This window comes from Pararhizobium sp. P1_E7, from assembly GCF_056405855.1.
This window is the reverse complement of sequence record NZ_JBFUBH010000016.1, coordinates 21,738-46,210: the sequence shown is the minus strand read 5'-3', so window position 1 is coordinate 46,210 and position 24,473 is coordinate 21,738. Positions and strand designations below refer to the sequence as shown.

24 protein-coding genes are annotated in these 24,473 nt (G+C 60.4%); 14 read left to right on the top strand and 10 right to left on the bottom strand.

All coding sequences use genetic code 11. The features are described from left to right. Positions 1-115 precede the first annotated feature (115 nt). The 5 genes from AC1D17_RS16505 (at position 116) to AC1D17_RS16485 (ending at position 3,792) form a co-directional block, all read left to right on the top strand. Positions 116-922 carry a potassium channel family protein gene (locus tag AC1D17_RS16505; RefSeq protein WP_477566456.1) on the top strand — a complete coding sequence of 269 codons (807 nt, stop codon included), beginning with the start codon at positions 116-118 and terminating at the stop codon, positions 920-922. A 108-nt stretch (positions 923-1,030) separates the two neighbouring features. Continuing rightward, the gene (locus tag AC1D17_RS16500; protein ID WP_477566455.1) at positions 1,031-1,429 is read left to right on the top strand and encodes a hypothetical protein; all 399 of its coding nucleotides are present in this window, start codon (positions 1,031-1,033) and stop codon (positions 1,427-1,429) included. Positions 1,430-1,550: 121 nt separating this feature from the next. Further along, the gene (locus AC1D17_RS16495) at positions 1,551-1,739 is read left to right on the top strand and encodes a hypothetical protein (RefSeq protein ID WP_477566454.1); all 189 of its coding nucleotides are present in this window, start codon (positions 1,551-1,553) and stop codon (positions 1,737-1,739) included. A 129-nt stretch (positions 1,740-1,868) separates the two neighbouring features. Then, positions 1,869-2,747 (top strand): DUF6030 family protein, encoded by an 879-nt coding sequence (locus tag AC1D17_RS16490; RefSeq protein WP_477566453.1) that lies wholly within the window; start codon positions 1,869-1,871, stop codon positions 2,745-2,747. Between the two features lie 367 nt (positions 2,748-3,114). Continuing rightward, complete coding sequence (locus tag AC1D17_RS16485; RefSeq protein WP_477566452.1) at positions 3,115-3,792, top strand: sugar transferase; 678 nt, start codon at positions 3,115-3,117, stop codon at positions 3,790-3,792. Between the two features lie 131 nt (positions 3,793-3,923). On the opposite strand, the gene AC1D17_RS16480 is transcribed toward AC1D17_RS16485, so the two are convergent. The 8 genes from AC1D17_RS16480 to AC1D17_RS16445 all read right to left on the bottom strand — a co-directional run bounded on the left by AC1D17_RS16480 (position 3,924) and on the right by AC1D17_RS16445 (position 12,485). Continuing rightward, positions 3,924-5,642, bottom strand: a complete 1,719-nt coding sequence (locus AC1D17_RS16480) for an ABC transporter substrate-binding protein (protein ID WP_477566451.1) — start codon at positions 5,640-5,642, stop codon at positions 3,924-3,926. Positions 5,643-5,717: 75 nt separating this feature from the next. Next, positions 5,718-6,137 (bottom strand): DUF2160 domain-containing protein, encoded by a 420-nt coding sequence (locus tag AC1D17_RS16475; RefSeq protein WP_477566450.1) that lies wholly within the window; start codon positions 6,135-6,137, stop codon positions 5,718-5,720. Continuing rightward, positions 6,137-6,961 carry a carbohydrate ABC transporter permease gene (locus AC1D17_RS16470; RefSeq protein ID WP_477566449.1) on the bottom strand — a complete coding sequence of 275 codons (825 nt, stop codon included), beginning with the start codon at positions 6,959-6,961 and terminating at the stop codon, positions 6,137-6,139. Before AC1D17_RS16470 ends, AC1D17_RS16475 begins: the two co-directional genes overlap by 1 nt. 21 nt (positions 6,962-6,982) lie before the next feature. Beyond that, on the bottom strand, positions 6,983-7,849 hold the full coding sequence (locus AC1D17_RS16465) for a carbohydrate ABC transporter permease (RefSeq protein ID WP_477566448.1): 867 nt from the start codon (positions 7,847-7,849) through the stop codon (positions 6,983-6,985). A 2-nt stretch (positions 7,850-7,851) separates the two neighbouring features. Then, positions 7,852-8,922 carry an ABC transporter ATP-binding protein gene (locus AC1D17_RS16460; RefSeq protein ID WP_477566447.1) on the bottom strand — a complete coding sequence of 357 codons (1,071 nt, stop codon included), beginning with the start codon at positions 8,920-8,922 and terminating at the stop codon, positions 7,852-7,854. A gap of 10 nt (positions 8,923-8,932) precedes the next feature. Further along, positions 8,933-10,027 carry an ABC transporter ATP-binding protein gene (locus AC1D17_RS16455; RefSeq protein WP_477566446.1) on the bottom strand — a complete coding sequence of 365 codons (1,095 nt, stop codon included), beginning with the start codon at positions 10,025-10,027 and terminating at the stop codon, positions 8,933-8,935. 47 nt (positions 10,028-10,074) lie between these two features. Then, positions 10,075-11,616, bottom strand: coding sequence for a glycerol-3-phosphate dehydrogenase (glpD, locus tag AC1D17_RS16450; protein ID WP_477566445.1), 1,542 nt, complete (start codon positions 11,614-11,616; stop codon positions 10,075-10,077). Positions 11,617-11,720: 104 nt separating this feature from the next. Then, positions 11,721-12,485, bottom strand: a complete 765-nt coding sequence (locus AC1D17_RS16445; RefSeq protein ID WP_264219657.1) for a DeoR/GlpR family DNA-binding transcription regulator — start codon at positions 12,483-12,485, stop codon at positions 11,721-11,723. A gap of 165 nt (positions 12,486-12,650) precedes the next feature. On the opposite strand from AC1D17_RS16445, the gene AC1D17_RS16440 reads away from it, so the two are divergent. The 8 genes from AC1D17_RS16440 (at position 12,651) to AC1D17_RS16405 (ending at position 21,733) form a co-directional block, all read left to right on the top strand. Then, on the top strand, positions 12,651-13,421 hold the full coding sequence (locus AC1D17_RS16440) for an SDR family NAD(P)-dependent oxidoreductase (protein ID WP_477566444.1): 771 nt from the start codon (positions 12,651-12,653) through the stop codon (positions 13,419-13,421). 34 nt (positions 13,422-13,455) lie between these two features. Then, positions 13,456-14,352, top strand: coding sequence for a LysR family transcriptional regulator (locus tag AC1D17_RS16435; protein ID WP_477566443.1), 897 nt, complete (start codon positions 13,456-13,458; stop codon positions 14,350-14,352). A 249-nt stretch (positions 14,353-14,601) separates the two neighbouring features. Further along, positions 14,602-15,021, top strand: a complete 420-nt coding sequence (locus AC1D17_RS16430; protein WP_477566485.1) for a formate dehydrogenase subunit gamma — start codon at positions 14,602-14,604, stop codon at positions 15,019-15,021. After that, a complete protein-coding gene (locus AC1D17_RS16425) occupies positions 15,018-16,574 on the top strand; it encodes a formate dehydrogenase beta subunit (protein ID WP_477566442.1) in 1,557 nt (518 codons plus the stop codon). Before AC1D17_RS16430 ends, AC1D17_RS16425 begins: the two co-directional genes overlap by 4 nt. 231 nt (positions 16,575-16,805) lie before the next feature. Continuing rightward, positions 16,806-19,685, top strand: a complete 2,880-nt coding sequence (fdhF, locus tag AC1D17_RS16420; protein WP_477566441.1) for a formate dehydrogenase subunit alpha — start codon at positions 16,806-16,808, stop codon at positions 19,683-19,685. A gap of 135 nt (positions 19,686-19,820) precedes the next feature. Next, complete coding sequence (gene fdhD, locus AC1D17_RS16415; protein ID WP_477566440.1) at positions 19,821-20,648, top strand: formate dehydrogenase accessory sulfurtransferase FdhD; 828 nt, start codon at positions 19,821-19,823, stop codon at positions 20,646-20,648. Further along, entirely contained in the window at positions 20,638-20,934 is a 297-nt protein-coding gene (locus AC1D17_RS16410; RefSeq protein ID WP_477566439.1) for a formate dehydrogenase subunit delta, read from the top strand. The genes fdhD and AC1D17_RS16410 overlap by 11 nt, the downstream gene beginning before the upstream one ends. An 88-nt stretch (positions 20,935-21,022) precedes the next feature. Then, entirely contained in the window at positions 21,023-21,733 is a 711-nt protein-coding gene (locus tag AC1D17_RS16405; RefSeq protein ID WP_477566438.1) for a pentapeptide repeat-containing protein, read from the top strand. Positions 21,734-21,752: 19 nt separating this feature from the next. On the opposite strand, the gene AC1D17_RS16400 is transcribed toward AC1D17_RS16405, so the two are convergent. Together AC1D17_RS16400 and AC1D17_RS16395 are read right to left on the bottom strand one after the other, a co-directional pair. Next, on the bottom strand, positions 21,753-22,652 hold the full coding sequence (locus AC1D17_RS16400; RefSeq protein WP_477566437.1) for an HNH endonuclease: 900 nt from the start codon (positions 22,650-22,652) through the stop codon (positions 21,753-21,755). Positions 22,653-22,801: 149 nt separating this feature from the next. Then, a complete protein-coding gene (locus AC1D17_RS16395) occupies positions 22,802-23,233 on the bottom strand; it encodes an Lrp/AsnC family transcriptional regulator (RefSeq protein WP_477566436.1) in 432 nt (143 codons plus the stop codon). 123 nt (positions 23,234-23,356) lie between these two features. On the opposite strand from AC1D17_RS16395, the gene AC1D17_RS16390 reads away from it, so the two are divergent. Next, on the top strand, positions 23,357-24,460 hold the full coding sequence (locus tag AC1D17_RS16390) for a saccharopine dehydrogenase family protein (protein WP_264219667.1): 1,104 nt from the start codon (positions 23,357-23,359) through the stop codon (positions 24,458-24,460). Positions 24,461-24,473: the final 13 nt, after the last annotated feature.

The window sequence follows — 24,473 nt, the reverse complement described above, 5'->3', positions numbered from 1 at the left end:
TCGCGCACGCAAGGCAGAAGCCGCTACCTTTGAAAAGAACCGCTATCGCGCGCGGTCCATCGCATGACAGGACTGCAGCATTGACCGTTTCCGTCCGCCAGCCTATCTCGGTTTCATGACCGAGGACATCGATGCCAAGAAACCCGACGAATCGATATTGAGCGCCCTGCGCGCCAAGCTGCGCATGCTCTATCTCGGGACCAGCGCCCGGGCGATCCGATTCCAGATCACCATGGCGATCATCGATCTTGCCATCATCATCTTCTTCCTCGCCGGCCCCTATTTGGCTGCGGGCCAAACCTACCTCATCATCGACTATGCGATCGCCGCCCTGATCGCCTTTGAGCTTGGCGCCCGGGCGCTGATCGCCTCAAACCTCCGGCGCTGGCTGACCCGGCCGATGACCTGGGTCGATATCGCTATCCTGGCGACGCTGTTGTTTCCGGCGCAATTTTCCAACTTCGCCTTCCTGCGCGCCTTCCGCATCTGGTCGCTCGGCCAAAGCAAGGTCTTCACGCTTCTGATCAAGCGGGCGGGTTATGCCGAATGGGAAGACGTCATCCGCGCCTGCATCAACTTCGTCACCTTCCTTTTCCTTGTTACCGGCTTTGTCTACACGGCGTTCTTCTACCATCGGGCGGCCGGCGTCGAAGGGTTTGTCGATGCCCTCTATTTCACCGTCGCCACCATCACGACGACAGGCTTCGGCGACATCACCCTGCCCGGTACGCTTGGCAAGCTGACCTCGATCGTGACAATGATCTTCGGTATTTCGCTGTTCGTGCGGCTGGCACAGGCGATCGTGCGCCCGCACAAGGTCGTCTTCCCCTGCCCGCAATGCGGCCTGCAGCGCCATGACGCCAACGCGGTGCACTGCAAGGCCTGCGGTCATGTCCTGAATATTCCCGACGAAGGAAACTAAGGCCTCTTGCCAACACGACCAGGGCGCGGAAGCAACCAAATTTGGCCTTCTCACCAAACCGGAGCGAATGTTAATATACGCCCGAGGCAACACTTGGGGGGAAGTCACATGCCGCGCATCGCAAAGCTCTATTTTCGTACCGCCATCATTTTCCTGATCATCGGAATCTCGATCGGCCTGAGCATGGCCATCTCGCAGGATCATAGCGCCATCGGCGCGCATGCCCATGCCAATCTGCTCGGCTGGGTGACGATGGCGATCTTTGGCGGATATCACGCACTGAACCCTGCAAAGGCGGAGCGGCGGATCGCGATGATCCAGTATTGCGTCTACACCGCGGGCGTCGCCCTGATGGTGCCGGCGCTCTACCTCATGCTTACCGGAAATCCGGCGATGGAGCCTGTTGTCGCGATTGCGTCGCTGATCACATTCGCGGGCGTCTTGCTGTTCGCGGTGATCATCTTCAGCGGCGAAGCGGCGACCCGCCCGGCAGCTGCCGCGCATTAGGACGCTTTCGAAATTCAACGCCGGGGGAACTCCTATACCGCGCTGGGTCCTGAGCCCGGCGCGTGCAAACCCGCCTATACGGCCGTGTTCTTTCCGGCAGCAATTCTCCGGACCCAACGCGATGGCATGGCTGCTTTCATTTTGGACCTTGATATGTCTGTTTTTTCTCGACAATACCTATCGCCAGGGCAAGACGGCCGGCGAGATCGGGATGGAATGCGCATTGTTGGGCTGGCTTGGCGCCTTGTGTGGCCACTCGCTGCTCTTTCATGGGATCATTCCAGCCGATAGGAGCCGGCAGGCGGCGTGAAAAGTCTCCACGATCCCGCCCGGAACATATGCCAGGATGGGCTTGGCATAGACAGAGGCGCCGGATGGCGAAGGCATGTGGGTCGATGATGTCTGAGGCCGGCGGGAACCGCGGAGTTCAGGTTTCGGCATGAAGGGAAAGCGGAAAAGCCGGTCCGGGAAGATCTTCTTTCTCGTCGCAGTCGGGCTGGTTTTTGCCGGCATCCTGGCGACGGTTCTGCTTGCCAATAGCCACCGCAATCTCGATCTGCTGCTGACCTATCTTGGCTATCCCGACCTGATGACAAGGGCCGTCTCCGCACCCGGACACGTCAAGATAACCCAAAGCAGGGGCATACGAATGCCGCCGGCGCGCATGGTTTTGCCTGTCTACGCCTTTGCCGACTTCAAGGCGCCGGAGCAGCATTTCATCCGCCTGATCCAGAGCGACCCACGGAGCCTGTGCGAACAGTTGAAGAGTGGCGGCTTCGGCGCGCTGGACTGGACCGTCAGCAGCGCCCACAAGGACAATTGGGAATGTTCCTCCTCGGTCGATCTTCCGCCTGAAAACGGTGATGACGACAAACGATCGTCGCTGTTCATCTTCATCAAGGGCGACGGCGAAAATCGCGTTACCTCGTTTCGCGTCAAACTGAACATCGAAAATGCGGCCGACACGAGAAAGGTCGCCGAACTCGCCGGGCGTGCAGCGAACATCTTCCTGCGCCAGGTGCGCTGGGGAACCCCGGAAGAGATCATCGGCAAGATTCATGCGCTCGACCCCTTCGACATCAGCAATTTCGGCAGCCGCATCCAGTTCAAAAAGGAATTCGGTGAAACGCCGCGCTACAATTTCCTCGCCAATCAGATCAATACGCCCGGCAAGAAGATGCCGGCGGATCTGTTCTTCGACCGAGGCAAGTGGTTTCCGCTGACGGGAAGCGACGGTCTACCGATGGTAGACGGCATGATGGCAGGCGAAAGCGCTGATGGTTTGCCGCTTACGGCCATCGACAATCCGGCACCGTGAACCGCTTCGTCTTCTTGAAAACGGGATTGCTGCGCACCTCCAACGGCTATTTCCAAGGCTGCCTTAAGAAAAATCAGACCATTTTGAGCCGCTGCACATTAACCACAAGGATAGCTTGCGCTCGCAATATCTGGGCGAAGTGTGTAATATTTAACAAGTTGTTAAAAACGGAAAATACATTTCCGGAAGGGGATATATTAGAAATTGCCGACAGAAACGCGGAGTATTACCTTCAATAATTCATGATTTCTGCTTTTGCAAAAAAACCAACTGATTTCTGCGAAAAGACGTTCTTTGGCAAGGACCAACGCGATGGTGGCGCTGCCGGGGAAGCGCCGGGAGGCTTGAAGCCATGACGGGAAAAACGATGTTGCAACGAACAGTCCCTGTCCGAACAAGGGATAGCGGCCCGGACAACCGACCCCCGGCGGCTGGCAGCAATTTTCACCTCAATCCGGCCCGCTTGCCGAACGTGCCCATTCAGTTTGCGGTCAAGCGCATCATCGATGCCGTCAGTGCGTTTTCCGGGCTTCTAATTCTAGCCCCGGCTCTCATTGTCATCGCCGTCCTCGTCAAGCTGGATAGCAAGGGGCCGGTTTTCGCCCGGCAACTGCACACAGGCCTCGATGGAGCTCCCTTCGAGCTGTTGAGCTTCCGCTGCATGCATACCGGGCCCGGTCGTTTCTTCACGCCGCTCGGACGCCTCTTGAACAGGAGCAATCTCGACGCGTTGCCGCGATTGTGGAACGTGCTCGCCGGCGACATGTCACTGGTCGGCCCTCGCCCGCATGTTCCCGACATGCTCGCGGCCGGGCGCAGCTATTGCGACCTTGTCCAAGGTTATGAATACCGGCACCTGATGCGGCCGGGCCTGACCGGACTTGCACAATCCTGTGGTTTTCCGGGGCCGGCGGGGCAACACTGGATGGCGATCCGCCAGACCGTCTGCGATATCGATTATGTCGGGCAATTCTCGCTGCTGCTGGACCTCAAGATTATCCTGCGCACCATAATCAATGTGTTGAAGGGTAAAACGACCCTTTGAAAGGCTGCAGCCGCGCCGTTCCAGCCGGAAACAATGAAAAACCGCCCGAAGATTGATCCCTTCGGGCGGTTTCCCTTTTCATTCGAGGCTGAAAGCCTCGGCGCCGATAGGAACCGGCGCCGAGCCCCAACTTACTGCCAGCTCTTGACCAGTTCGTCGTAGTTGATGGTCTGCGGCTTTTCTTTTTCGTTCTCGACCTTCAGCTGCGGTGCAAGGTTGCCCTTCGAGACAGCGTCCTTGTTCCAGAAGTCGAGATCATGCTCTTCGGCGAGCTTCGGGCCGATATCGCCCTGGATGCCGGAGCGCTCGATGCGTCCCATCACCTTTTCCTGCTCGGCGCACAGGCTATCCATGGCTTCCTGCGCGGTTTTCGCACCCGAGGATGCGTCGCCGATCGCCTGCCACCAAAGCTGAGCCAGCTTCGGATAGTCCGGAACGTTGGTACCGGTCGGCGACCACTGGATACGGGCCGGCGAACGATAGAACTCGACGAGACCGCCGAGGTCCTTGGCACGGTCCGTGAAGCTCTTGTCCTGGATCGTCGATTCGCGGGCGAAGGTCAGGCCAACCTGGCTCTTCTTCACGTCCACGGTCTTGGATGTCACGAACTGCGCGTAGAGCCATGCGGCCTTGGCGCGATCTTCAGGGGTCGACTTCATCAGCGTCCAGGAACCGACGTCCTGGTAGCCGAGCTTCATGCCGTCCTTCCAGTAGACGCCATGCGGCGATGGAGCCATACGCCATTTCGGCGTACCGTCCTCGTTGACGACCGGCAGACCAGGCTTGACCGAGTCGGCTGTAAACGCGGTGTACCAGAAGATCTGCTGGGCGACGTTACCCTGTGCCGGAACCGGACCGGCTTCACCGAAGGTCATGCCCTGTGCTTCCGGCGGTGCGTAGGCCTTCAACCAATCGAGATACTTCTGGATCGAATAGACCGCTGCCGGACCGTTGGTGTCGCCACCGCGGGCAACGCAGGAACCGACCGGACGCGACTTCTCATCGACCTTGATGCCCCATTCGTCGACCGGAAGGCCGTTCGGGATACCCTTGTCGCCGTTGCCGGCCATCGAAAGCCAGGCGTCGGTGAAGCGCCATCCGAGCGACGGGTCCTTCTTGCCGTAGTCCATGTGACCATAGACCTTCTTGCCGTCGATTTCGCGGCCGGTGAAGAACTCGGCGATATCTTCGTAAGCCGACCAGTTGACCGGAACGCCGAGGTCGTAACCGTACTTCGCCTTGAAATCGGCCTTGTTCTTCTCGTCGTTGAACCAGTCATACCGGAACCAGTAGAGGTTGGCGAACTGCTGGTCGGGAAGCTGGTAGAGCTTCTTGTCCGGCGCCGTGGTGAACGACGTGCCGATGAAGTCGGCGATGTCGAGACCCGGGTTGGTGACGTCCTTGCCTTCGTTGGCCATCCAGTCGGTCAGGTTGCGAACCTGCTGGTAGCGCCAATGGGTGCCGATCAGGTCGCTATCGTTGACATAGGCGTCGTAGATATTCTCGCCGGTCTGCATCTGGGTCTGCAGCTTTTCAACCACGTCGCCTTCGCCGATCAGGTCGTGGGTGACCTTGATGCCGGTGATCGCTGTAAACGCCGCGGCAAGGGTCTTGGACTCGTACTCATGCGTGGTCAGCGTTTCGGAAGCGACCTTGATGTCCATGCCGGCAAATGGCTTTGCCGCATCGACGAACCATTGCATTTCGGCTTCCTGAGCGGCGCGGTCCAGCGTCGATACGGTGCCGATTTCCTTGTCCAGGAACGTCTTGGCCTCGTCCATGCCCGCGAATGCGGACCCGGTAAAGGCGAGCAGCATAACTGCCGTCGATGTTAGAAGATGCCGTCGCATAGTTGTCCTCCCTTAAAGGTTTTGCGATTGCGATGTCGGACTGCCTCCCCGGCAGTCCGTTTCAGTAATCTTGCCTCAGACCAGCTTGAAAACGCCGACGGCGTACACGAAGGAAAGCGCAAGAGCCCACCACACGTTGGGACCGACAAGTCCCAGCCATGCGAGATGAATGAAGGCGCTGCCGAGCAGCGAGACGAAGAGACGGTCGCCGCGCGTCGTCTCGAAGCGCAGGATGCCGACGCGCGGATTGCCACCGGGGCTCGCATATTCCCAGACCGCCATCAGCGACAGAAGCGCAAAGATGGTCAGGAAGAACATCGCACCGGGAAAAGACCACGCCATCCAGCCTCCTGGGATCAGCGGAGCGAACCAGTCGCGCGCGCCGTCCTTGATCGGCAGAGCCATGACGAGCAGCCCGGTCAGGCCAGCATAGACAGCAAGAACGGCGGCCAGTGCCAGGGGCCAGCGATTGGTGCGTTGGGTTACAGTGGCCATTATACCCTCCCCAGGGCAAAGCCCTTGGCGATGTAGTTTCGGACGAAATAGATGACGATCGCACCAGGGATGATTGTCAGCACGCCAGCTGCCGCCAGCACGCCCCAGTCCATGCCGGACGCAGACACTGTTCGCGTCATGATCGCGGCGATCGGCTTGGCGTCGGTCGTCGTCAGCGTCCGGGCGATCAACAGTTCGACCCAGGAAAACATGAAGTTGAAGAAGGCCGCGACACCGATGCCGGAGGCGATCAGCGGGATGTAAATCCGGATAAAGAAGCGCGGGAACGAATAACCGTCGATATAGGCCGTTTCGTCGATCTCCTTCGGCACACCCGACATGAAGCCTTCCAGGATCCAGACCGCCAGCGGCACGTTGAACAGGCAGTGCGCGAGAGCAACCGCGATATGCGTGTCGATCAGGCCGAAGGCGGAATAGAGCTGGAAGAAGGGCAGCGCGAAAACGGCCGGCGGCGCCATGCGGTTGGTCAAGAGCCAGAAGAACAGGTGCTTGTCGCCAAGGAACCGGTAGCGCGAGAAGGCATAGGCCGCCGGCAGCGCCACCGAAACGGAGATCACCGTGTTCATCACCACATAGATGATCGAGTTGATATAGCCCTTGTACCAGGACGGATCGGTAAAGATTACCGCATAGTTCCGCAGTGTGGGCGCATGCGGATAGAGCGAGAACGTGCCGGTGATCTCGGTGTTCGTCTTGAAGCTCATGTTGACGAGCCAGTAGATCGGCAACAACAGAAAGAGGATGTAGATCGTGGGGACGAGCCAGGAGAGGCTGCGGCCGGATGATTGTGTCGCGGTGGTCATTGTTTTTCCTCCCTCCGTCCGTCAGCTCTGCGCATCGCTATTGGTCATCACGGTGTAGAAGATCCATGAGAGCAGCAGGATGATCAGGAAGTAGATGAGCGAAAGTGCTGCTGCCGGACCGAGGTCGAACTGGCCGATGGCCGTTTTGACGAGATCGATCGACAGGAATGTGGTGGCATTGCCGGGGCCGCCGCCGGTAACGACGAAGGGCTCGGTATAGATCATGAAGCTGTCCATGAAGCGCAGCAGGAAGGCGATCAACAGCACGCGCTTCATCTTCGGCAGCTGGATGTAGCGGAATACGGCCCAGCGCGATGCGCCGTCGATCTTGGCTGCCTGATAATAGGCATCCGGGATCGACACGAGGCCGGCATAGCAAAGCAGGACGACGAGGCTCGTCCAGTGCCAGATGTCCATGACGATCAGCGTCAGCCAGGCATCGAAGACGTTATTGACGTAGTTATAGGGAATGCCGATCGCCTCCAGCGTATAACCGAGCAGGCCGATATCGACGCGTCCGAAGACCTGCCAGATGGTGCCGACGACGTTCCACGGAATGAGCAGCGGCAGCGACATCAAGACGAGGCAGACGGGAACGCCGAGCCCTGTTTTCGGCATGTTGAGCGCGATCAGAATGCCGAGCGGAATTTCGATCGTCAGAATGATGCCGGAGAAGATCAGATTGCGGGTCAGCGCATCCCAGAAGCGGTCGGACTGCAGCACCTGGATGAACCAGTCGGTGCCCGCCCAGAAGAATTCGTTGTTGCCGAACGTGTCCTGCACCGAATAGTTGACAACCGTCATCAGCGGGATAACCGCCGAGAAGGCCACCAGTATCAGCACCGGCAGGACCATGAACCAGGCCTTGTTGTTCCAGGTTTTTTCCATGATCAGGCCTCCCCGCCCACACGCCAGCTATCGGCGTAGATGTTGACTGCGGACGGATCAAAAGTGACGCGCGGTTCCGCCGGGATTTCGCCGTCCTCATGGACGACGATGGCGATCGGCCGATTGGCGAAGGTGGCGCGGACGATCTTCTGACGGCCGATATCTTCGACCTTGGAAATCGTCACTGGCATGCCTTCGCGGCCGAGACGGACGAATTCCGGGCGGATACCGAGCTCGGTCTTGGCACCGGCGGCGATCTTCGGCGCAAAAGACAAGGCGACTGTCTGACCGTCGAGATCGACGGACGATCCATCGATCTTTGCCGGCAGCACGTTCATTCCCGGCGAACCGATGAAATAGCCGACGAAGGTGTGCTTGGGCTTTTCGAAAAGCTCGGCCGGCGTGCCGATCTGGACGATCTCGCCGTCATACATGACGACGACCTTGTCGGCGAAGGTCAGCGCCTCGGTCTGATCGTGCGTGACATAGACCATGGTGAAGCCGAACTGCTTGTGCAGCCGCTTCAGCTGCGAGCGCAGTACCCATTTCATATGCGGGTCGATGACCGTCAGCGGCTCGTCGAAGAGGATGGCGCTGACATCGGAACGCACAAGGCCGCGGCCAAGCGAAATCTTCTGCTTCTGGTCGGCCGTCAGCCCCTGCGCCCTCTTCTTCGCGCGGTCGGAAAGGCCGATCATTTCGAGGATCTCGGTGACGCGGCGATCGACTTCGGTTTCCGGCACATGCCGGTTGCGCAGCGGGAAAGCCAGATTGTCATAGACCGTCATCGTGTCGTAGATGACCGGAAACTGGAACACCTGGGCGATGTTGCGGTCCTGCGTCGACAGATTGGTGACGTCCCTGCCGTCGAACAGGATCTTGCCTTCCGATGGCTGCAGCAGCCCGGAAATGATGTTGAGCAGCGTGGTCTTGCCGCAGCCGGACGGGCCGAGCAGCGCATAGGCGCCGCCGTCGTGCCATTCGTGATGCACTTCCTTCAGCGAATAGTCCGAAGGCTTTTTCGGGTTCGGGCCGTAGGCGTGGCGGATATGGTCGAGATTGATGCGTGCCATGGTGTCCTCCTCACGCCGCCCGGAAGGCGGAACCGCCGGCATGACCGCCGATCGCACGTCCATCCGGCCCGAAGGCCATCAGGTGGCGGGTATCGACGAAAAGTTCGAGCGCCGTGTCCGGCTCGATGTCGTGAATGCCGTGCTCGAGCATGACCCAGCGCGATCCGGCGCAATCGACATGGATGAAGCTCTCGGAACCGGCAATTTCCGAAATGATGATGCGCGCCTTGAGCGTCGCCGCCGTCTCGTGCGGACGGGCAAGCGAGAGATGGTGCGGATGGAAAGCGACCGTGTAGGGTCCGTCTGCGATACCGGACAGATGTGCCGGTACCGGCAGGACCGTGATGCCGTCCCGATCGAAGGTGTCGCCGGACTTCACCAGATCAATCGTGTTGAGCGGCGGATCGGCAAAGGTCTTGGCGGTGACGATATCGGCCGGCTTGCGGTAGACCGAAATGGTCGGGCCGAACTGGCTGATGCGGCCCTGACTGAGCGTCGCGGTATTGCCGCCGAGAAGCAGCGCTTCCTGTGGTTCGGTCGTCGCATAGACGAAGATCGAGCCGGACGCCGCAAACAGTTTCGGCAATTCCTCGCGCAACTCTTCGCGCAGCTTGTAGTCAAGGTTGGCGAGCGGCTCGTCGAGCAGCACCAAGCTGGCGTTCTTGACGATGGCGCGCGCAAGTGCCGTGCGCTGCTGCTGGCCACCGGACAGGTTGAGCGGCGTGCGTTCCAGATAGGGCGTCAGCTTCATCAGCTCGGCCGCCTTGCGGACCTCGCGATCGATCGTTGCATGATCCTTGCCGGAAATGCGCATCGGCGAGGCGATGTTTTCATAGACCGTCATGGCCGGATAGTTGATGAACTGCTGGTAGACCATGGCGACAGAGCGATCCTGCACGCGCACGCCGGTCACGTCCTTGCCATCGAACTTGATGGTACCGGTCGTCGGCTTGTCGAGACCCGCCATCAGCCGCATCAGCGACGTCTTGCCCGACAGCGTCGGGCCCAGCAGCACGTTGAGCGACCCCCGCTCCAGCACAAGATCGGTCGGGTGGACATGCGTATCCGCTCCGACGACCTTGGTTATGTTTTTCAGTTCAAGCATTCTCAGGCTTCCTCCCAGCCATCGGCAGCGCCATGCAGGCGCGGCCCTCAGGCAACGCTGCGGATAGTCTCCCGCATGTATTCCTCCAACCCGGCGGCTTCCGCCTGGGTCAATTTCAATCCGAGCTTGGTGCGGCGCCACAGCACATCCTCGGCATGCCGCGCCCATTCCTGACCAATCAGCCACTGCACCTCGACCTCGTAGAGATCGGCACCGAAATGCAGCCCAAGGTCTTCCGCCTTGTCTGCATTTCCAAGCAGGCTTGCTGCCAGCGTACCATAGAGCCGAACCAGGCGGCGCGCGTGGCGCTCAACCAGAAACGGATAGCGGCTCTTGAGTTTCGCGACTTCGGCGTCATAGCCGGTGGCCGGAAAATCGCCGCCCGGAAGCACACTTTTCGCGGTCCACGGATTGCCCTTGGCGCCGATCGCACCGGCGATCTTTTCCAGCGCATGCTCGCTAAGCCGCCGGTAGGTCGTCAGCTTGCCGCCGAAGACATTGAGCAGCGGCGCCTCGCCGGCATCGCCATCGATYTTCAGCACGTAATCGCGTGTCGCTTCCTGCGCCTTCGAAGCGCCGTCGTCGAACAGCGGCCGCACACCGGAATAGGTCCAGACCACATCGGCGGGCTTGACGGGTTCGGAAAAATACTCGCTCGCCGCATTGCAGAGATAGCTGATCTCGCCGTCGGTGATCTGGATGTTCTTCGGATCGCCGGTGAAATCATTGTCGGTCGTACCGATCAGCGTGAAATCGTTCTCGTAAGGGATCGCAAAGATGATGCGGTTGTCCGGGTTCTGGAAGAAGTACGCCCGGCTATCGTCGAACTTCTTCTTCACGACGATATGGCTGCCCTGGACCAGACGGACATTGTGGACGTTGTTCTTGCGCACGGCATTGGACAGGACCACATCGACCCACGGGCCGGCTGCATTGACCAGCATGCGCGCCTTGAATGTGCTGGCGGCGCCGGTCGCGCCATCCTCGACATCGACGACCCACAGATTGCCTTGGCGCTCTGCCGAGACGACGCGGCTGCGGGTCATGATCCGGGCGCCCTTGAGCGCCGCGTCCTTCGCATTGAGAACCACCAGGCGGGCATCGTCGACCCAGCCGTCGGAATACTCAAAAGCCTTGGTGAACAGCGCCTTCAACGGCTTGGCAGCCGGATCGCGCCGCATGTCCAGCGTGCGGGTGGCGGGCAAAAGCTTGCGGCCGCCGATATGATCGTAAAGGAAGAGGCCGAGCCGGATGAGCCAGGCCGGGCGGATGCCGCCCTTGTGGAACGGCAGGACGAACCGCATCGGCCAGATGATATGCGGAGCCATGGCCCAGAGCACTTCGCGCTCCATCAGCGATTCACGCACCAGCCTGAACTCGTAGTGTTCAAGATAGCGCAGTCCGCCATGAATGAGCTTGGTGGCGCGCGATGAGGTGCCGGAAGCGAAATCGTCCATTTCGGCCAGCGCAACCGAATATCCGCGGCCAACGGCATCCCTTGCGATACCGCATCCATTGATGCCGCCACCGATCACGAAAATGTCGAATACGTCCTGCGCAGGCACTGCTTCCCCTCCCACATTTCGCATTGCACAATTTTGAGCATATGCGAAAGTGAAAGTAATTAAAGCGAAAATATTACGAATGTCAAACGAATGTTTATAGAAACAAGCGGCCGCCAAAATCCGCGATTTCAGCGCGCGGTCTCAATCAGCCGGACATCCTGCTCCTGGCAGATGTTCCGGACGTTTTCGATCGGGCAGATATCGGTAATGAAGGTGTGGACCTGGGTAATATGGCCGATCCTGACCGGCGCCGTGCGTTCGAACTTGGTCGAATCGGACACGAGAATGACATGGCGGGCATTGGCGATGATCGCCTGCGCCACTTTCACTTCGCGGTAATCGAAATCGAGAAGCGCGCCATCGTGGTCGATTGCCGACGCTCCGATAACGGCGTAATCGACCTTGAACTGGCGGATGAAATCGACCGCCGCCTCGCCGACGATGCCGCCATCGGCACCGCGCACGACGCCGCCGGCAATCACCACCTCAATCGAGGGAAAAACCCGCAAACGGTTGGCAACGTTGATGTTATTGGTAATGACCATCAGTTCCGTATGGTCGAGCAGCGCCTCGCCGACGGCCTCGGTGGTCGTGCCGATATTGATGAACAGCGAGGAATTGTTGGGGATCATCGCGGCTGCCGCCTGGCCGATCGCCTGCTTCTCAAGTGCCGCGATCGAGCGGCGCGCCTCGTATTTCACATTCTCGTTGCCGCGCGGAAAAATCGCCCCGCCATGAATGCGTGTCAGCACCCGGCCGTCGCACAAATCGTTCAGATCCTTGCGGATCGTCTGCGGCGTCACCGAAAAACGCGCGGCGAGTTCATCGACGAGAACCCGGCCTTCCGTCTTGGCGAGCTCAAGGATTTCCGACTGGCGTCCCGTCAGATACATGAATTTTCCCTCCCCCTCGTTTTCGTTTTCTTTCATAATATGCAAAAACGAAAGCAGTGCAATTTCATAAACGCGGCGAGTCTTCGAAAATGAACCCACAAGTGGATGCCGCGTTGCAATTCCGGTCATGATGCGACAGCCTGTCCGTCGCGGGAGGTATTCATTATGTTTCATCCATCGCTGTTCAAGGGTTTGAATGTCGTCGTGACCGGTGCCGGCCGCGGCATCGGCCAGGAGGTCGCGCGCCAGTTTCTCGATTGCGGCGCAACCGTCTATCTGCACGGCGGGCGCGTCGCACGCGAGCCGCTGCCCGATTTTCTCGACGCAGCACTGACCGAAGGCCGGGCCTTCCTCTCCTATGCCGATTTCTCGACTGCCGGCGGCGTTGAGATGCTGGCGACCAGCATCGCGTCTCGTTTCCAGACGCTCGACATTCTCATCAACAATGCCGGAACGATGGTCGGCCGGTTTCTCGCCGGTGAGCTGACGGATACGCAATATGAGACGGTGGTGCAGCTGAACCAGACCTCCGTGGTGCAGACAACCCGCGCACTCCTGCCGCTTCTGCGCCGCGGTACGCATCCGGCAATCGTCAACACCGTGTCGATCTCGGCCCTCACCGGTGGCAGTGCCGGATCGGCGATCTATTCGGCCACCAAGGCCTTCGTCTCCACCTATTCCAAGGCGCTTGCCCGCGAACTGGCACCGGAGGGCATCCGCGTCAACTGCGTTTCGCCAGGCACCATCACGACCGATTTCCACGAACGCTACTCATCCGCCGAAAAACTCGAAGCAACCCGCAAGACGATCCCGTTGCAACGGCTCGGCACCGCGGAAGATTGCGCGCCCGCCTATTTGTTCCTCGCCTCAAACGCGCTCTCGGGCTACATCACCGGCCAGGTGCTGGAAGTGAACGGCGGGCAATTGATCTGCTGAAAACGGACAGGACGGCATTCGGGAGGGCTGTGGCGTGATCGACAAGCTGGAATTCTTCATCGCGCTTGCCCAGGAGCGCCATTTCGGCCGCGCCGCAGAACTCTGCGGTATTACCCAGCCAACGCTTTCGGCCGCCATCAAACAATTGGAAGATCAGCTCGGCGTCATGCTGGTCAATCGCGGCTCGCGTTACCAGAGCCTGACGCCGGAAGGGCAGCGCGTGCTGGAATGGGCACGCCGGATCGTCGGCGATACGCGCACCATGCATGAGGAAATGCGCGCCGCCCGGCGCGGGCTTGTCGGCCATATCCGGCTGGCAGCCGTCCCAACAACACTCGCGATGGTGCCGCGCATCACCGCACCCTTTCAGGAGAAACATCCGGAGGTGACGTTCTCTGTCCTTTCCACCACTTCGCTGAAAATTCTCGGGCTCCTGGAAAACCTCGAGATCGATGCCGGTCTTACCTACCTCGAAAACGAACCGCTCGGGCGGGTCACCAGCGTGCCGCTGCAGGTGGAGCGTTATCATCTCGTCACCGCAGCCGGCACGCCGCTGTCGGATCGCGAAACTGTGACCTGGAAGGAAGTCGGCGGCATTCGGCTTTGTCTATTGACCGCCGACATGCAGAACCGGCGCATCATCAACCAGCATTTCGCGGAGGCCGGGGTAACCGTGTCGCCGACGCTCGAATCCAACTCGATGATCGTGCTTTTTTCGCATGTACGCACCGGTCACTGGGCCAGCATCATGCCCTATAACGTCGGGAAATCATTCGGTTTTCACGACGATATCCGGCTAATCCCGATCGTTGAGCCCGACGCGCAGCACACGGTCGGTCTCGTCGCCACCCATCGAGAACCCTTCACCCCGCTCGTCTCGGCCCTTTTGCACGAGGCACGCATTCTGGCCGAGGCTCAAACGTTTCGATAGAAAAATTCTATCGCTTGACGGAACATGCGTATTGACCCCTCCCCGGCCGACTGCAAAGCTGATCGGATGTGCGAGGCGTATTGGCGCGTTGCCCTGACCGGCCGGATGTTCTTGGAGGAACGGCGGCCAATCGGTCTCAGGCAAAGCCCCGCCAAGCAAAAATTCGCTTCAGTTCGGGAGGTCTGAACGTTGAACCTGCATGTATCAAGCCGGGATATCGGCGAACGGACGCTGGATATCGTCAGCGGAATGAAGTCGCTCGAAGGACCGCTCCTGCCGATTCTGCACGAGATTCAGGCCGAGTTCGGCTATGTGCCGCAGGAATGTCTGCCGATCATCGCCCGCGAACTCAACCTGTCGCGCGCCGAAGTGCATGGCGTCGTCACCTTCTATCACGACTATCGCGACCACCCGGCGGGCCGGCATGTGTTGAAGCTCTGTCGTGCCGAGGCGTGCCAATCGATGGGCGGTGACCAGCTGGCAGAACGGGTGAAGGCCCTTCTCGGCATCGATTTCCACCAGACGACGCTCGATGGGGCCGTGACGCTGGAACCCGTCTATTGTCTCGGGCTCTGTTCCGCCGCACCCGCCGCGATGCTCGACGGCGAGGTGCACGGGAGGCTTGATGCGGATGCCGTCAACGACCTCGTTGCGGAGGTGCGCGCATGACCGTCAGGATTTTTGTTCCCAAAGATGCAGCAGCCCTTGCGCTCGGCGCCGAACGCGTGGCCAAGGCGCTCGCCGCCGAAATCGAAGCGCGCGGCATCGACGCCAGGATCGTGCGCAACGGCTCGCGTGGGCTGCACTGGCTGGAGCCGATGGTCGAGGTCGAGACGGCGCAAGGCCGTATCGCCTATGGTCCGGTCAAGGCCTCCGATGTCGCCTCCCTGCTGGACGCGGGTCTTACGACTGGCGGCAACCACGCGCTCTGTCTCGGGAAAACCGAGGAACTGCCGTTCCTGAAAAGCCAGACGCGGCTGACCTTTGCCCGCTGCGGCATCGTCGATCCCCTGTCGCTTAGCGATTACCGGGCCCATGACGGTCTGAAAGGCCTGGAACGGGCCGTTACCCTCGCACCGGCCGATATCGTCGCCCATGTGACGGAGAGCGGCCTTCGCGGCCGTGGCGGCGCCGGCTTCCCGACCGGCATCAAATGGAAAACGGTGCTCGACACGCCGGGTGCACGCAAGTACATCGTCTGCAACGCCGACGAGGGCGACAGCGGCACGTTTGCCGACCGGATGATCATGGAGGGCGACCCCTTCGTGCTGATCGAGGGCATGGCGATCGCTGGCGTCGCGACCTGCGCCACCAAGGGCTTCGTCTATATCCGCTCGGAATATCCGCATGCCATTGCGACGATGACCGAGGCCGTCGAGATCGCCCACAAGGCGGGCGTGCTCGGAACCTCCGTGCTCGGCTCGGCGCATGCCTTCGACATTGAGATCCGCACCGGCGCCGGTGCCTATGTCTGCGGCGAGGAAACGGCGCTCCTGAACTCGCTTGAAGGCAAGCGCGGCATCGTGCGCGCCAAGCCGCCGCTGCCGGCCCACAAGGGCCTGTTCGACTGTCCGACCGTGATCAACAACGTCATCTCGCTCGCCTCGGTGCCGATCATCATGGACAAGGGGCCGTCGTACTACAAGGACTTCGGCATGGGCCGCTCGCGCGGCACGATCCCGATCCAGATCGCCGGCAATGTCAGGCATCGCGGCCTCTATGAAGCCGCCTTCGGCCTGACGCTGGGTGAGATCGTCGACGACATCGGCGGCGGCACGGCCTCGGGACGGCCGGTCAAGGCCGTCCAGGTCGGCGGCCCGCTCGGCGCCTACTTTCCGCGCGCTCTGTTCGACACGCCGTTCGACTACGAAGCCTTCGCGGCAAAAGACGGACTGATCGGCCATGCCGGCATCGTCGTTTTCGACGACACCGCCGACATGCTGAAGCAGGCCCGCTTTGCCATGGAGTTCTGCGCCATCGAAAGCTGCGGCAAGTGCACGCCCTGCCGCATCGGCTCGACGCGCGGCGTCGAGGTGGCCGACAAGATCGCCCAAGGCATCGAGCCGGAAAAGAACCGCGAACTGCTGGCCGACCTCTGCAACACGATGAAATTCGGCTCGCTCTGCGCGCTGGGCGGCTTCACGCCGTATCCCGTGACAAGCGCGATGATCCATTTCCCGGACGATTTTTCGCCGGCTCCTATGGTGGAGGCGGCGGAATGATGTTCAAAGCTGGTGGCTTCACCCCCCTCTGCCCTGTCGGGCATCTCCCCCACAAGGGGGGAGATCGCATGCGGCTCAGCCCCGTTGCCAGGAACAGTATCGCCTTGCTCGGAATGCCCGAGGGAAAAGAACAATCTCCCCCCTTGTGGGGGAGATGTCACGAAGTGACAGAGGGGGGTAAAGCCTCCCCACGCGCAAAATTTTCCGTCCTTTCCGCACAGGAGGCCGCCCATGCCCCTCATTTCTGAAATCGACTTCGGCACCCCTGCCTCCCGCTCGGAAAAAATGGTGACGCTGACCATCGACGGTAACGAGATCACCGTGCCGGAGGGCACCTCGATCATGCGCGCTTCGATGGAAGCCGGCATCGAGGTTCCAAAACTCTGCGCTACCGACATGATGGACTCCTTCGGCTCCTGCCGGCTCTGCCTGGTGGAGATCGAAGGCCGCGCCGGCATGCCCGCGTCCTGCACGACCCCGGTCGCAGCCGGGTTAAAGGTCTCCACACAGACGCAACGGCTGAAGGACGTGCGCCGCGGTGTCATGGAGCTCTATATTTCCGACCACCCACTCGACTGCCTGACCTGTGCTGCCAATGGCGATTGCGAACTGCAGGACATGGCGGGCGCGGTGGGCCTGCGCGACGTGCGCTACGGCTATGACGGCGACAACCACGTCAAGGCACGCAATGACGGAGCGATCAACATCAAGTGGTCGCCAAAGGACGAATCCAACCCCTATTTCACCTTCGACCCGGCCAAATGTATCGTCTGCTCGCGGTGCGTGCGGGCCTGCGAAGAGGTTCAGGGCACGTTCGCGCTGACGATCGAGGGACGCGGTTTCGACAGCCGTGTCTCCGCCGGCATGCACGAGGATTTCCTCTCCTCCGAATGCGTCTCCTGCGGCGCCTGCGTGCAGGCCTGCCCGACCGCGACGCTCACCGAAAAATCGGTCATCGAGATCGGCCAGCCGGAACATTCGCTCGTCACCACCTGCGCCTATTGCGGCGTCGGCTGCTCGTTCAAGGCGGAAATGCGCGGCGAAGAGCTGGTCCGCATGGTCCCGTGGAAGGACGGCCAGGCCAATCGCGGCCATTCCTGCGTCAAGGGCCGTTTCGCCTATGGCTATTCGACCCACAAGGAGCGCATCCTCAATCCGATGATCCGCGAGAAGATCAGCGACCCCTGGCGCGAAGTGAGCTGGGAGGAGGCGCTCGCCCATACGGCCGCCGAGTTCCGCCGCCTTCAATATCAATACGGCCGCGATTCGGTCGGCGGCATTACTTCCTCGCGCTGCACCAATGAGGAAACCTATCTCGTCCAGAAGCTGGTGCGCGCCGGTTTCGGCAACAACAACGTCGATACCTGCGCCCGCGTCTGCCATTCGCCGACCGGCTACGGCCTCGGCGCCACATTCGGAACCTCGGCCGGCACGCAGAATTTCGATTCGGTCGAACACACCGATGTCGTCATGATCATCGGCGCCAATCCGACCGATGGGCATCCGGTCTTTGCCTCGCGGCTGAAGAAGCGGCTGCGCCAGGGTGCAAAGCTGATCGTCGTCGATCCGCGCCGCATCGACATGGTCTCCTCGCCGCACGTCAAGGCGTCGCATCACCTGCCGCTGCGCCCCGGCACCAACGTCGCCGTCATCACCTCGCTGGCGCATGTCATCGTCACCGAAGGCCTCTACGACGAAAAATTCATCCGCGAGCGCTGCGACTGGTCGGAGTTCGAGGACTGGGCAGCCTTCGTCGCCGAGCCGCACCACAGCCCGGAGGAGGTCGAAAAACTCTCAGGCGTTCCCGCCGAGGAAATCCGMGGTGCTGCCCGCCTGTTTGCCACCGGCGGCAATGGCTCGATCTATTACGGCCTCGGCGTCACCGAGCACAGCCAGGGCTCGACCACCGTCATGGCGATCGCCAACCTTGCCATGGCGACCGGCAATATCGGCCGTCCCGGCGTCGGCGTGAACCCGCTGCGCGGCCAGAACAATGTCCAGGGCTCCTGCGACATGGGTTCCTTCCCGCATGAATTGCCGGGCTACCGCCACGTCTCCGACGACGCGACCCGCGACATCTTCGAAAAGCTCTGGGGCGTGACCATCTCCAACGAGCCGGGCCTCAGAATCCCCAACATGCTGGATGCYGCCGTCGATGGCTCGTTCAAGGGCATCTACATCCAGGGCGAGGACATCCTGCAATCCGATCCGGACACCAAGCATGTCTCGGCGGGTCTGGCCGCGATGGAATGCGTCGTCGTGCAGGACCTGTTCCTGAATGAAACCGCCAACTATGCCCATGTCTTTCTGCCGGGCTCGACCTTCCTCGAAAAGGACGGCACCTTCACCAATGCCGAGCGCCGCATCAACCGCGTTCGCAAGGTGATGACGCCGCGCAACGGCTATGCCGACTGGGAAGTGACCCAGAATCTGGCAAAAGCCATGGGGCTCGACTGGAACTACACCCATCCGTCCGAGATCATGGACGAGATCGCCGCGACGACGCCGAGCTTTGCCATGGTGTCCTACGCCTATCTCGAAAAGATGGGCTCGGTGCAGTGGCCCTGCAACGAGAAGGCGCCGCTCGGTTCGCCGATCATGCATGTCAACGGCTTCGTGCGCGGCAAGGGCAAGTTCATCCGCACCGAATATGTCGCGACCGACGAGAAGACCGGCCCGCGCTTCCCGCTGCTGCTCACCACCGGCCGCATCCTGTCGCAGTACAATGTCGGCGCCCAGACGCGGCGCACCGACAATGTCGTCTGGCACGAGGAAGACCGGCTGGAAATTCACCCCAACGATGCCGAGATGCGCGGCGTGCGCGACGGCGACTGGGTGAAACTGATGAGCCGCGCCGGCGATACGACGCTCCGGGCCCTGATCACCGAACGCGTCGCGCCCGGCGTCGTCTACACCACCTTCCACCACCCGACGACACAGGCGAACGTCATCACCACCGACTTCTCCGACTGGGCAACCAACTGTCCGGAATATAAGGTGACCGCGGTGCAGGTCTCGCCGTCGAACGGGCCGTCGCAATGGCAGGTCGACTACGACGAACAGGCCCGCCAGTCCCGCCGGATCGCCGGCAAGATGGAGGCTGCGGAGTAGTTTTCCGATGTTTGAGTTTGCCGTGTTCACCCCCTCTGCCCTGTCGGGCATCTCCCCCTCAAGGGGGGAGATGGAGTTGGGCATGCGCGGCAGACTCCCTCTTCTGTCCGTCGGCGAGACGAGGAGCGGCCGCCCATGACCCCGTTCAAGCTCACGCAAAAGGTCCCCGAAACCGCCCGCCGCAGCGGCAAACTCGATGCCGGCTCCCGCGTCGTGCCCGAGGAAACCCCGATCGCCTTTTCCTATGGCGGCTCGACCCATGCGGTGATGATGGCAACGCCCGGCGATTTCGAGGATTTCGCCGTGGGGTTCAGCCTGACGGAAGGGATCATCACCAGTCCCTCTGAAATCGAGACGATCGAGGCCGTTCCCGACGACAAGGGCATCGACCTGCAGATCGTCCTCAGGGAAGAACAGAACGCCGCGCTCACCGCCCGCCGCCGCCATATGGCAGGACCCGTTGGCTGCGGGCTGTGCGGCATCGAATCGATCGAGCAGGCGGTGCGCAAGACGCCTTCGGTTTCAGCTTCGCCGCTGCGGCTGACGGAAGAGCAGATCGTCGAGGCCGTTGCACTGCTGAACGGTCAGCAACCCCTACATTTCGAAACCCGCGCCGTGCATGGCGCCGGCTTCTATGTGCCGGGCAAGGGACTGATCGCGGTGCGCGAGGATGTCGGCCGGCACAATGCGCTGGACAAACTGGTGGGCGCAGCCGCGCGGGCCGGTTACACCGGCGCAAGCGGCGCCGTCGTCGTCACCAGCCGGGTTTCCGTTGAGATGGTGCAGAAGACCGCCATCATCGGCAGCCCGTTCATCATCGCCATTTCCGCCCCGACAGCACTTGCCATCCGCACGGCCGAGGAGGCCGGCATGACGCTGATCGCGCTCGTGCGCGGCGCGGAGTTCGAGATTTTCACCCATTCAGACCGTATCCAGTCCGGAGCCATCGCCGATGTCGCTTGATAACACCAATGGCAAACTCGTCCGCATGGCGAACCAGATCGCCACCTTCTTCAAGTCGCAGCCCGAAGCCGAGCGCATTCAGGGCGTGGCGACGCACATCAACAAGTTCTGGGAGCCGCGCATGCGCAAGGCGTTCTTTGAACTCATCGAACAGGGCGATGCCGGCTTCGACCCGATCGTGATCTCGGCTGCCGCCATCATCAAGCGGCCCGGCGCTCCGGCGCAACCTTCCGAAGCGTCCGAACATGTCGATTCGGCCATGCTGGAGGCTGGCTTCAGCGATTGATCCGCAGCATAATTCCTTAAATCCATTCCGATTTAAGGAATTATGCAGTAGCGCCGTGTTTCCTCGATGACAAACAAGGAACATCGACGTGGCGCCATCCCCGGACACCTTTCAGATTTCACCGTCCAATATCCTTGAGAACCGTGAGCTTGATCGCTCGGCGGTCGAGGTGCTCTCGAAAAGTGGGCTGCCGCACAAGCTCATAGGCTGTGTCCTCGAGGAGGCCGATCTTTCGCGCCTGATCATGGACGGCTGGGTGTTCGAGGCCTGCAATGTCAAGCAAGCCAATTTCACCGGGGCAAAACTGAGCGCCACCGTCTGGTCGAGCTGCAAGGGTGGCCTTGCCGATTTCACCGGTTGCGATCTGTCCGAGAGCAGAATCGAGGGCTGCGACTTCAACAACAGCAATTTCAGGGGCACGACGCTGACCGGGGTGCAATTTGACCGCTGCAAGCTGACGGGAGCAAACCTGTCCGAGGCAAAGACGCTCAACCTGGCCTTCAACGAAACACGCCTGGCCGACGCCAGATTACCCGGTCTTTCGTTTCGAAAGGCCCGCCTGAACGGTCTCGACTTCCAGATGGCAGACCTGAAAAAATGTGATTTTCGCGACGCGGTATTTCAGGACTGCAGCCTGCGCGACGCCAATCTTGCCGATTGCCGGTTCGAGGGCGCCGACCTTCGCGGCGCCGATCTCGGCGGCATCCGCCTGCTGAATGCCAAGCAATTCAAGGGCGCCACCATTTCCCGCGATCAGGCGGGGCAATTGCTGGCTGAACTGGGGTTGAAGGTCCGGTAGGACGATCAGCATCAAGATGTCACTGCTTGAAACACTGTTCACGGTGCCATTGCAGGAAATGCGGATGCGGGCGTTCGAATGTTCGTTGAGGTGAAAGTGCACGACCAGTCTTGTTGATGAAGGCCCGCACGCTGTCTGGGTCGTTGACATGTCGTGAGACAAGGACCTCTAAATCGTCAGACAAGCTGATCAGCCCGCGGTCAAACATCCAATGTGCCGTGCCTGAAAGCGCTATTCCGTTGCTGACAATATCAGGTCCGTTTGCTTCGACGGGCCGGATATGTGCCGCATCGACCTCTGCGCGGCCACCGCCATTGATCAATTTCAATCCCGAAATAGCGCATCGTTCATCGTAGGCGCGCAAGACGATCCGCCGGAAGACTCGTTTTCTCACGATGCGCGACGAGACATAGCTCACTCGGTCACGGCTCTCTTCAATTTGGAAGGGCGCTTGCTCCTCTTCAAAACCGGACGGAGAAATTGCTTCGTCGACACGCGGCAGCAAAGGCGTATTCTCATCGAGACCCATGGCGACAATGCGGTAAAAATCGCTCGATGAAATGGGGCGAACCGCGGACTGGGCGYGACCAGAAATCCGGCCCTGTTCGTTCAACAAACCGCGCTCAACTATGCCGTCAACACCATTAAAAGAGATGGGGTTGACGAAGTCGAGATAACTTCCGGGTTCGATGAGCGCGTAATACATCCCGGGCGCCGAAGGATCTGGAATAACCTGCTGAACTTTCGCTATCGCGAAGTAGCCACGCGTCTCGGCAACTTTGCGAGGCTCATAGTAGATGATCCACTGGCCGAGGCATGCTTCGACACGGCCGAGATATTGGCTGGGAAATTGATACTGTTCAGCCGGACTATCTTTGTAAATCGAATCAAAGCGATGGATGAAAACCCCGAATCCCATAATGTTCCCTAAAGCATGCTCCCTTCCGATATAGTTGCATTAATTGCCCTCTGGTCAACAACTACAACATGCCGATCCATTCATGCCCAGGATGCATCATCTCAAGGCACCCCTTCAGCCGCGCACGCTCCATATCTGCGGGCTGAACATTACCTATTGATTCGCGTCGACAGGATGATCGAGGACAGCGTCTTTTCCACCCCGTCGATCTCGCCGATCCGGTCGATAACGAGGTCGAGCTCGCTGATCGACGACGCCGCGACAATGGCGATCAGGTCGAAACTGCCGCTGACCGAATGCAGCGTTCGCACATCCTCGATATCGTGCAGCTCCTGTGTCACACGTCCCAGCGCCTTGGCCGCAAGAGTGATCAGCACATGGGCCTTGACCAGCCCTTTTTCGAAATCATCCGACAGCCGTACGCCATAGCCGGCAATGATGCCGTCGCGCTCCAGCCGCTCAAGCTTTGCCTGCACCGTCGTGCGGGAAAGACCGAGTTTTCGCGCCAAAAGCGCCGTCGGCATTCGGGCATTCTCACTGAGAATGGCCAGAAGTTGCCGGTCCTTGTCTGCTAACGTCATTATGTTCATCCTTGTCGTCATAATGCCGACTATTCTACGTCATTTTTATCATATCGGCGCTTCATATCAACCACTGGAAAGCAGACAATGACCCCACAGACAGATTCATCCGGGGGAACCACTATGAAAAATATCGTTGTCATCGGCGCCGGCAAGATCGGCTCGACCATCGCCCGCCTTCTCGCACATTCGGGCGATTATCAGGTCACGCTGGCCGACCGCAGCGCCGAACAGCTCGCCACGATCGAAAAGCACGACGCCATTTCGGTGACGGAAATCGACATCTCCGACAGCGCCGCCATGGTGTCCCTGTTGACCGGCAAGTTCGCCGTTCTCAGCGCCGCACCCTTCCACCTGACGATTGCAATTGCCGAAGCCGCTTCCAAGGCCGGCGTGCACTATCTCGACCTGACCGAAGACGTCGAATCCACCCGCCACGTCAAGGCGATCGCCGAAACGGCAAACACCGCCTTCATCCCGCAGTGCGGCCTGGCACCGGGCTTCATCTCGATCGTTGCCAATGATCTCGCCAGCCGCTTCGACACGCTCGACAGCGTGCGTATGCGCGTCGGCGCCCTGCCGCAGTACCCGTCCAACGCTCTCAACTACAACCTGACCTGGAGCACCGACGGCGTCATCAACGAGTATATCGAGCCCTGCGAAGCCATTGTCGAAGGCCAGCTCATCGAGGTCCCGGCGCTCGAGGAACGCGAAGAGTTCTCGCTCGACGGCGTCACCTATGAAGCCTTCAACACCTCGGGCGGGCTTGGCACGCTTTGCGAAACGCTGAAGGGCAAGGTTCGCACGCTCAACTACCGCACCATCCGTTATCCCGGCCACGCTGCGATCATGAAGGCGCTTCTGAACGACCTCGGCCTGCGCCATCGCCGCGAAGTTTTGAAGGACATCTTCGAAAACTCGCTGCCCTCGACCATGCAGGACGTGGTCATCATCTTCGTCACGGTCTCCGGCCGCAAGGAAGGCCGCCTGGTGCAGGAAACCTACGCCAACAAGGTCTACAGCGCCGTTGTCGCCGGCCGCATGATGAGCGCCATCCAGATCACCACGGCAACCAGCATCTGCGCCGTTCTCGACATGCTGGCCAAGGGCGAACTGCCGGCCAAGGGCTTCATCCGCCAGGAAGAAATCGGCCTCGACGCCTTCCTCAAGAGCCGCTTCGGCCACCACTACGAACAGCGAGCCTACGCCGACAAGCTGGCCGGCTGACCTGCGGGGATAA

Coding starts and splice junctions, on each gene's coding strand:
- AC1D17_RS16505 (WP_477566456.1), top strand. CDS start 116: ATGACCGAGGACATCGATGCCAAGAAACCCGACGAATCGATATTGAGC.
- AC1D17_RS16500 (WP_477566455.1), top strand. CDS start 1,031: ATGCCGCGCATCGCAAAGCTCTATTTTCGTACCGCCATCATTTTCCTG.
- AC1D17_RS16495 (WP_477566454.1), top strand. CDS start 1,551: ATGGCATGGCTGCTTTCATTTTGGACCTTGATATGTCTGTTTTTTCTC.
- AC1D17_RS16490 (WP_477566453.1), top strand. CDS start 1,869: ATGAAGGGAAAGCGGAAAAGCCGGTCCGGGAAGATCTTCTTTCTCGTC.
- AC1D17_RS16485 (WP_477566452.1), top strand. CDS start 3,115: ATGTTGCAACGAACAGTCCCTGTCCGAACAAGGGATAGCGGCCCGGAC.
- AC1D17_RS16480 (WP_477566451.1), bottom strand. CDS start 5,642: ATGCGACGGCATCTTCTAACATCGACGGCAGTTATGCTGCTCGCCTTT.
- AC1D17_RS16475 (WP_477566450.1), bottom strand. CDS start 6,137: ATGGCCACTGTAACCCAACGCACCAATCGCTGGCCCCTGGCACTGGCC.
- AC1D17_RS16470 (WP_477566449.1), bottom strand. CDS start 6,961: ATGACCACCGCGACACAATCATCCGGCCGCAGCCTCTCCTGGCTCGTC.
- AC1D17_RS16465 (WP_477566448.1), bottom strand. CDS start 7,849: ATGGAAAAAACCTGGAACAACAAGGCCTGGTTCATGGTCCTGCCGGTG.
- AC1D17_RS16460 (WP_477566447.1), bottom strand. CDS start 8,922: ATGGCACGCATCAATCTCGACCATATCCGCCACGCCTACGGCCCGAAC.
- AC1D17_RS16455 (WP_477566446.1), bottom strand. CDS start 10,027: ATGCTTGAACTGAAAAACATAACCAAGGTCGTCGGAGCGGATACGCAT.
- AC1D17_RS16445 (WP_264219657.1), bottom strand. CDS start 12,485: ATGTATCTGACGGGACGCCAGTCGGAAATCCTTGAGCTCGCCAAGACG.
- AC1D17_RS16440 (WP_477566444.1), top strand. CDS start 12,651: ATGTTTCATCCATCGCTGTTCAAGGGTTTGAATGTCGTCGTGACCGGT.
- AC1D17_RS16430 (WP_477566485.1), top strand. CDS start 14,602: ATGAAGTCGCTCGAAGGACCGCTCCTGCCGATTCTGCACGAGATTCAG.
- AC1D17_RS16425 (WP_477566442.1), top strand. CDS start 15,018: ATGACCGTCAGGATTTTTGTTCCCAAAGATGCAGCAGCCCTTGCGCTC.
- fdhD (WP_477566440.1), top strand. CDS start 19,821: ATGACCCCGTTCAAGCTCACGCAAAAGGTCCCCGAAACCGCCCGCCGC.
- AC1D17_RS16410 (WP_477566439.1), top strand. CDS start 20,638: ATGTCGCTTGATAACACCAATGGCAAACTCGTCCGCATGGCGAACCAG.
- AC1D17_RS16395 (WP_477566436.1), bottom strand. CDS start 23,233: ATGACGTTAGCAGACAAGGACCGGCAACTTCTGGCCATTCTCAGTGAG.
- AC1D17_RS16390 (WP_264219667.1), top strand. CDS start 23,357: ATGAAAAATATCGTTGTCATCGGCGCCGGCAAGATCGGCTCGACCATC.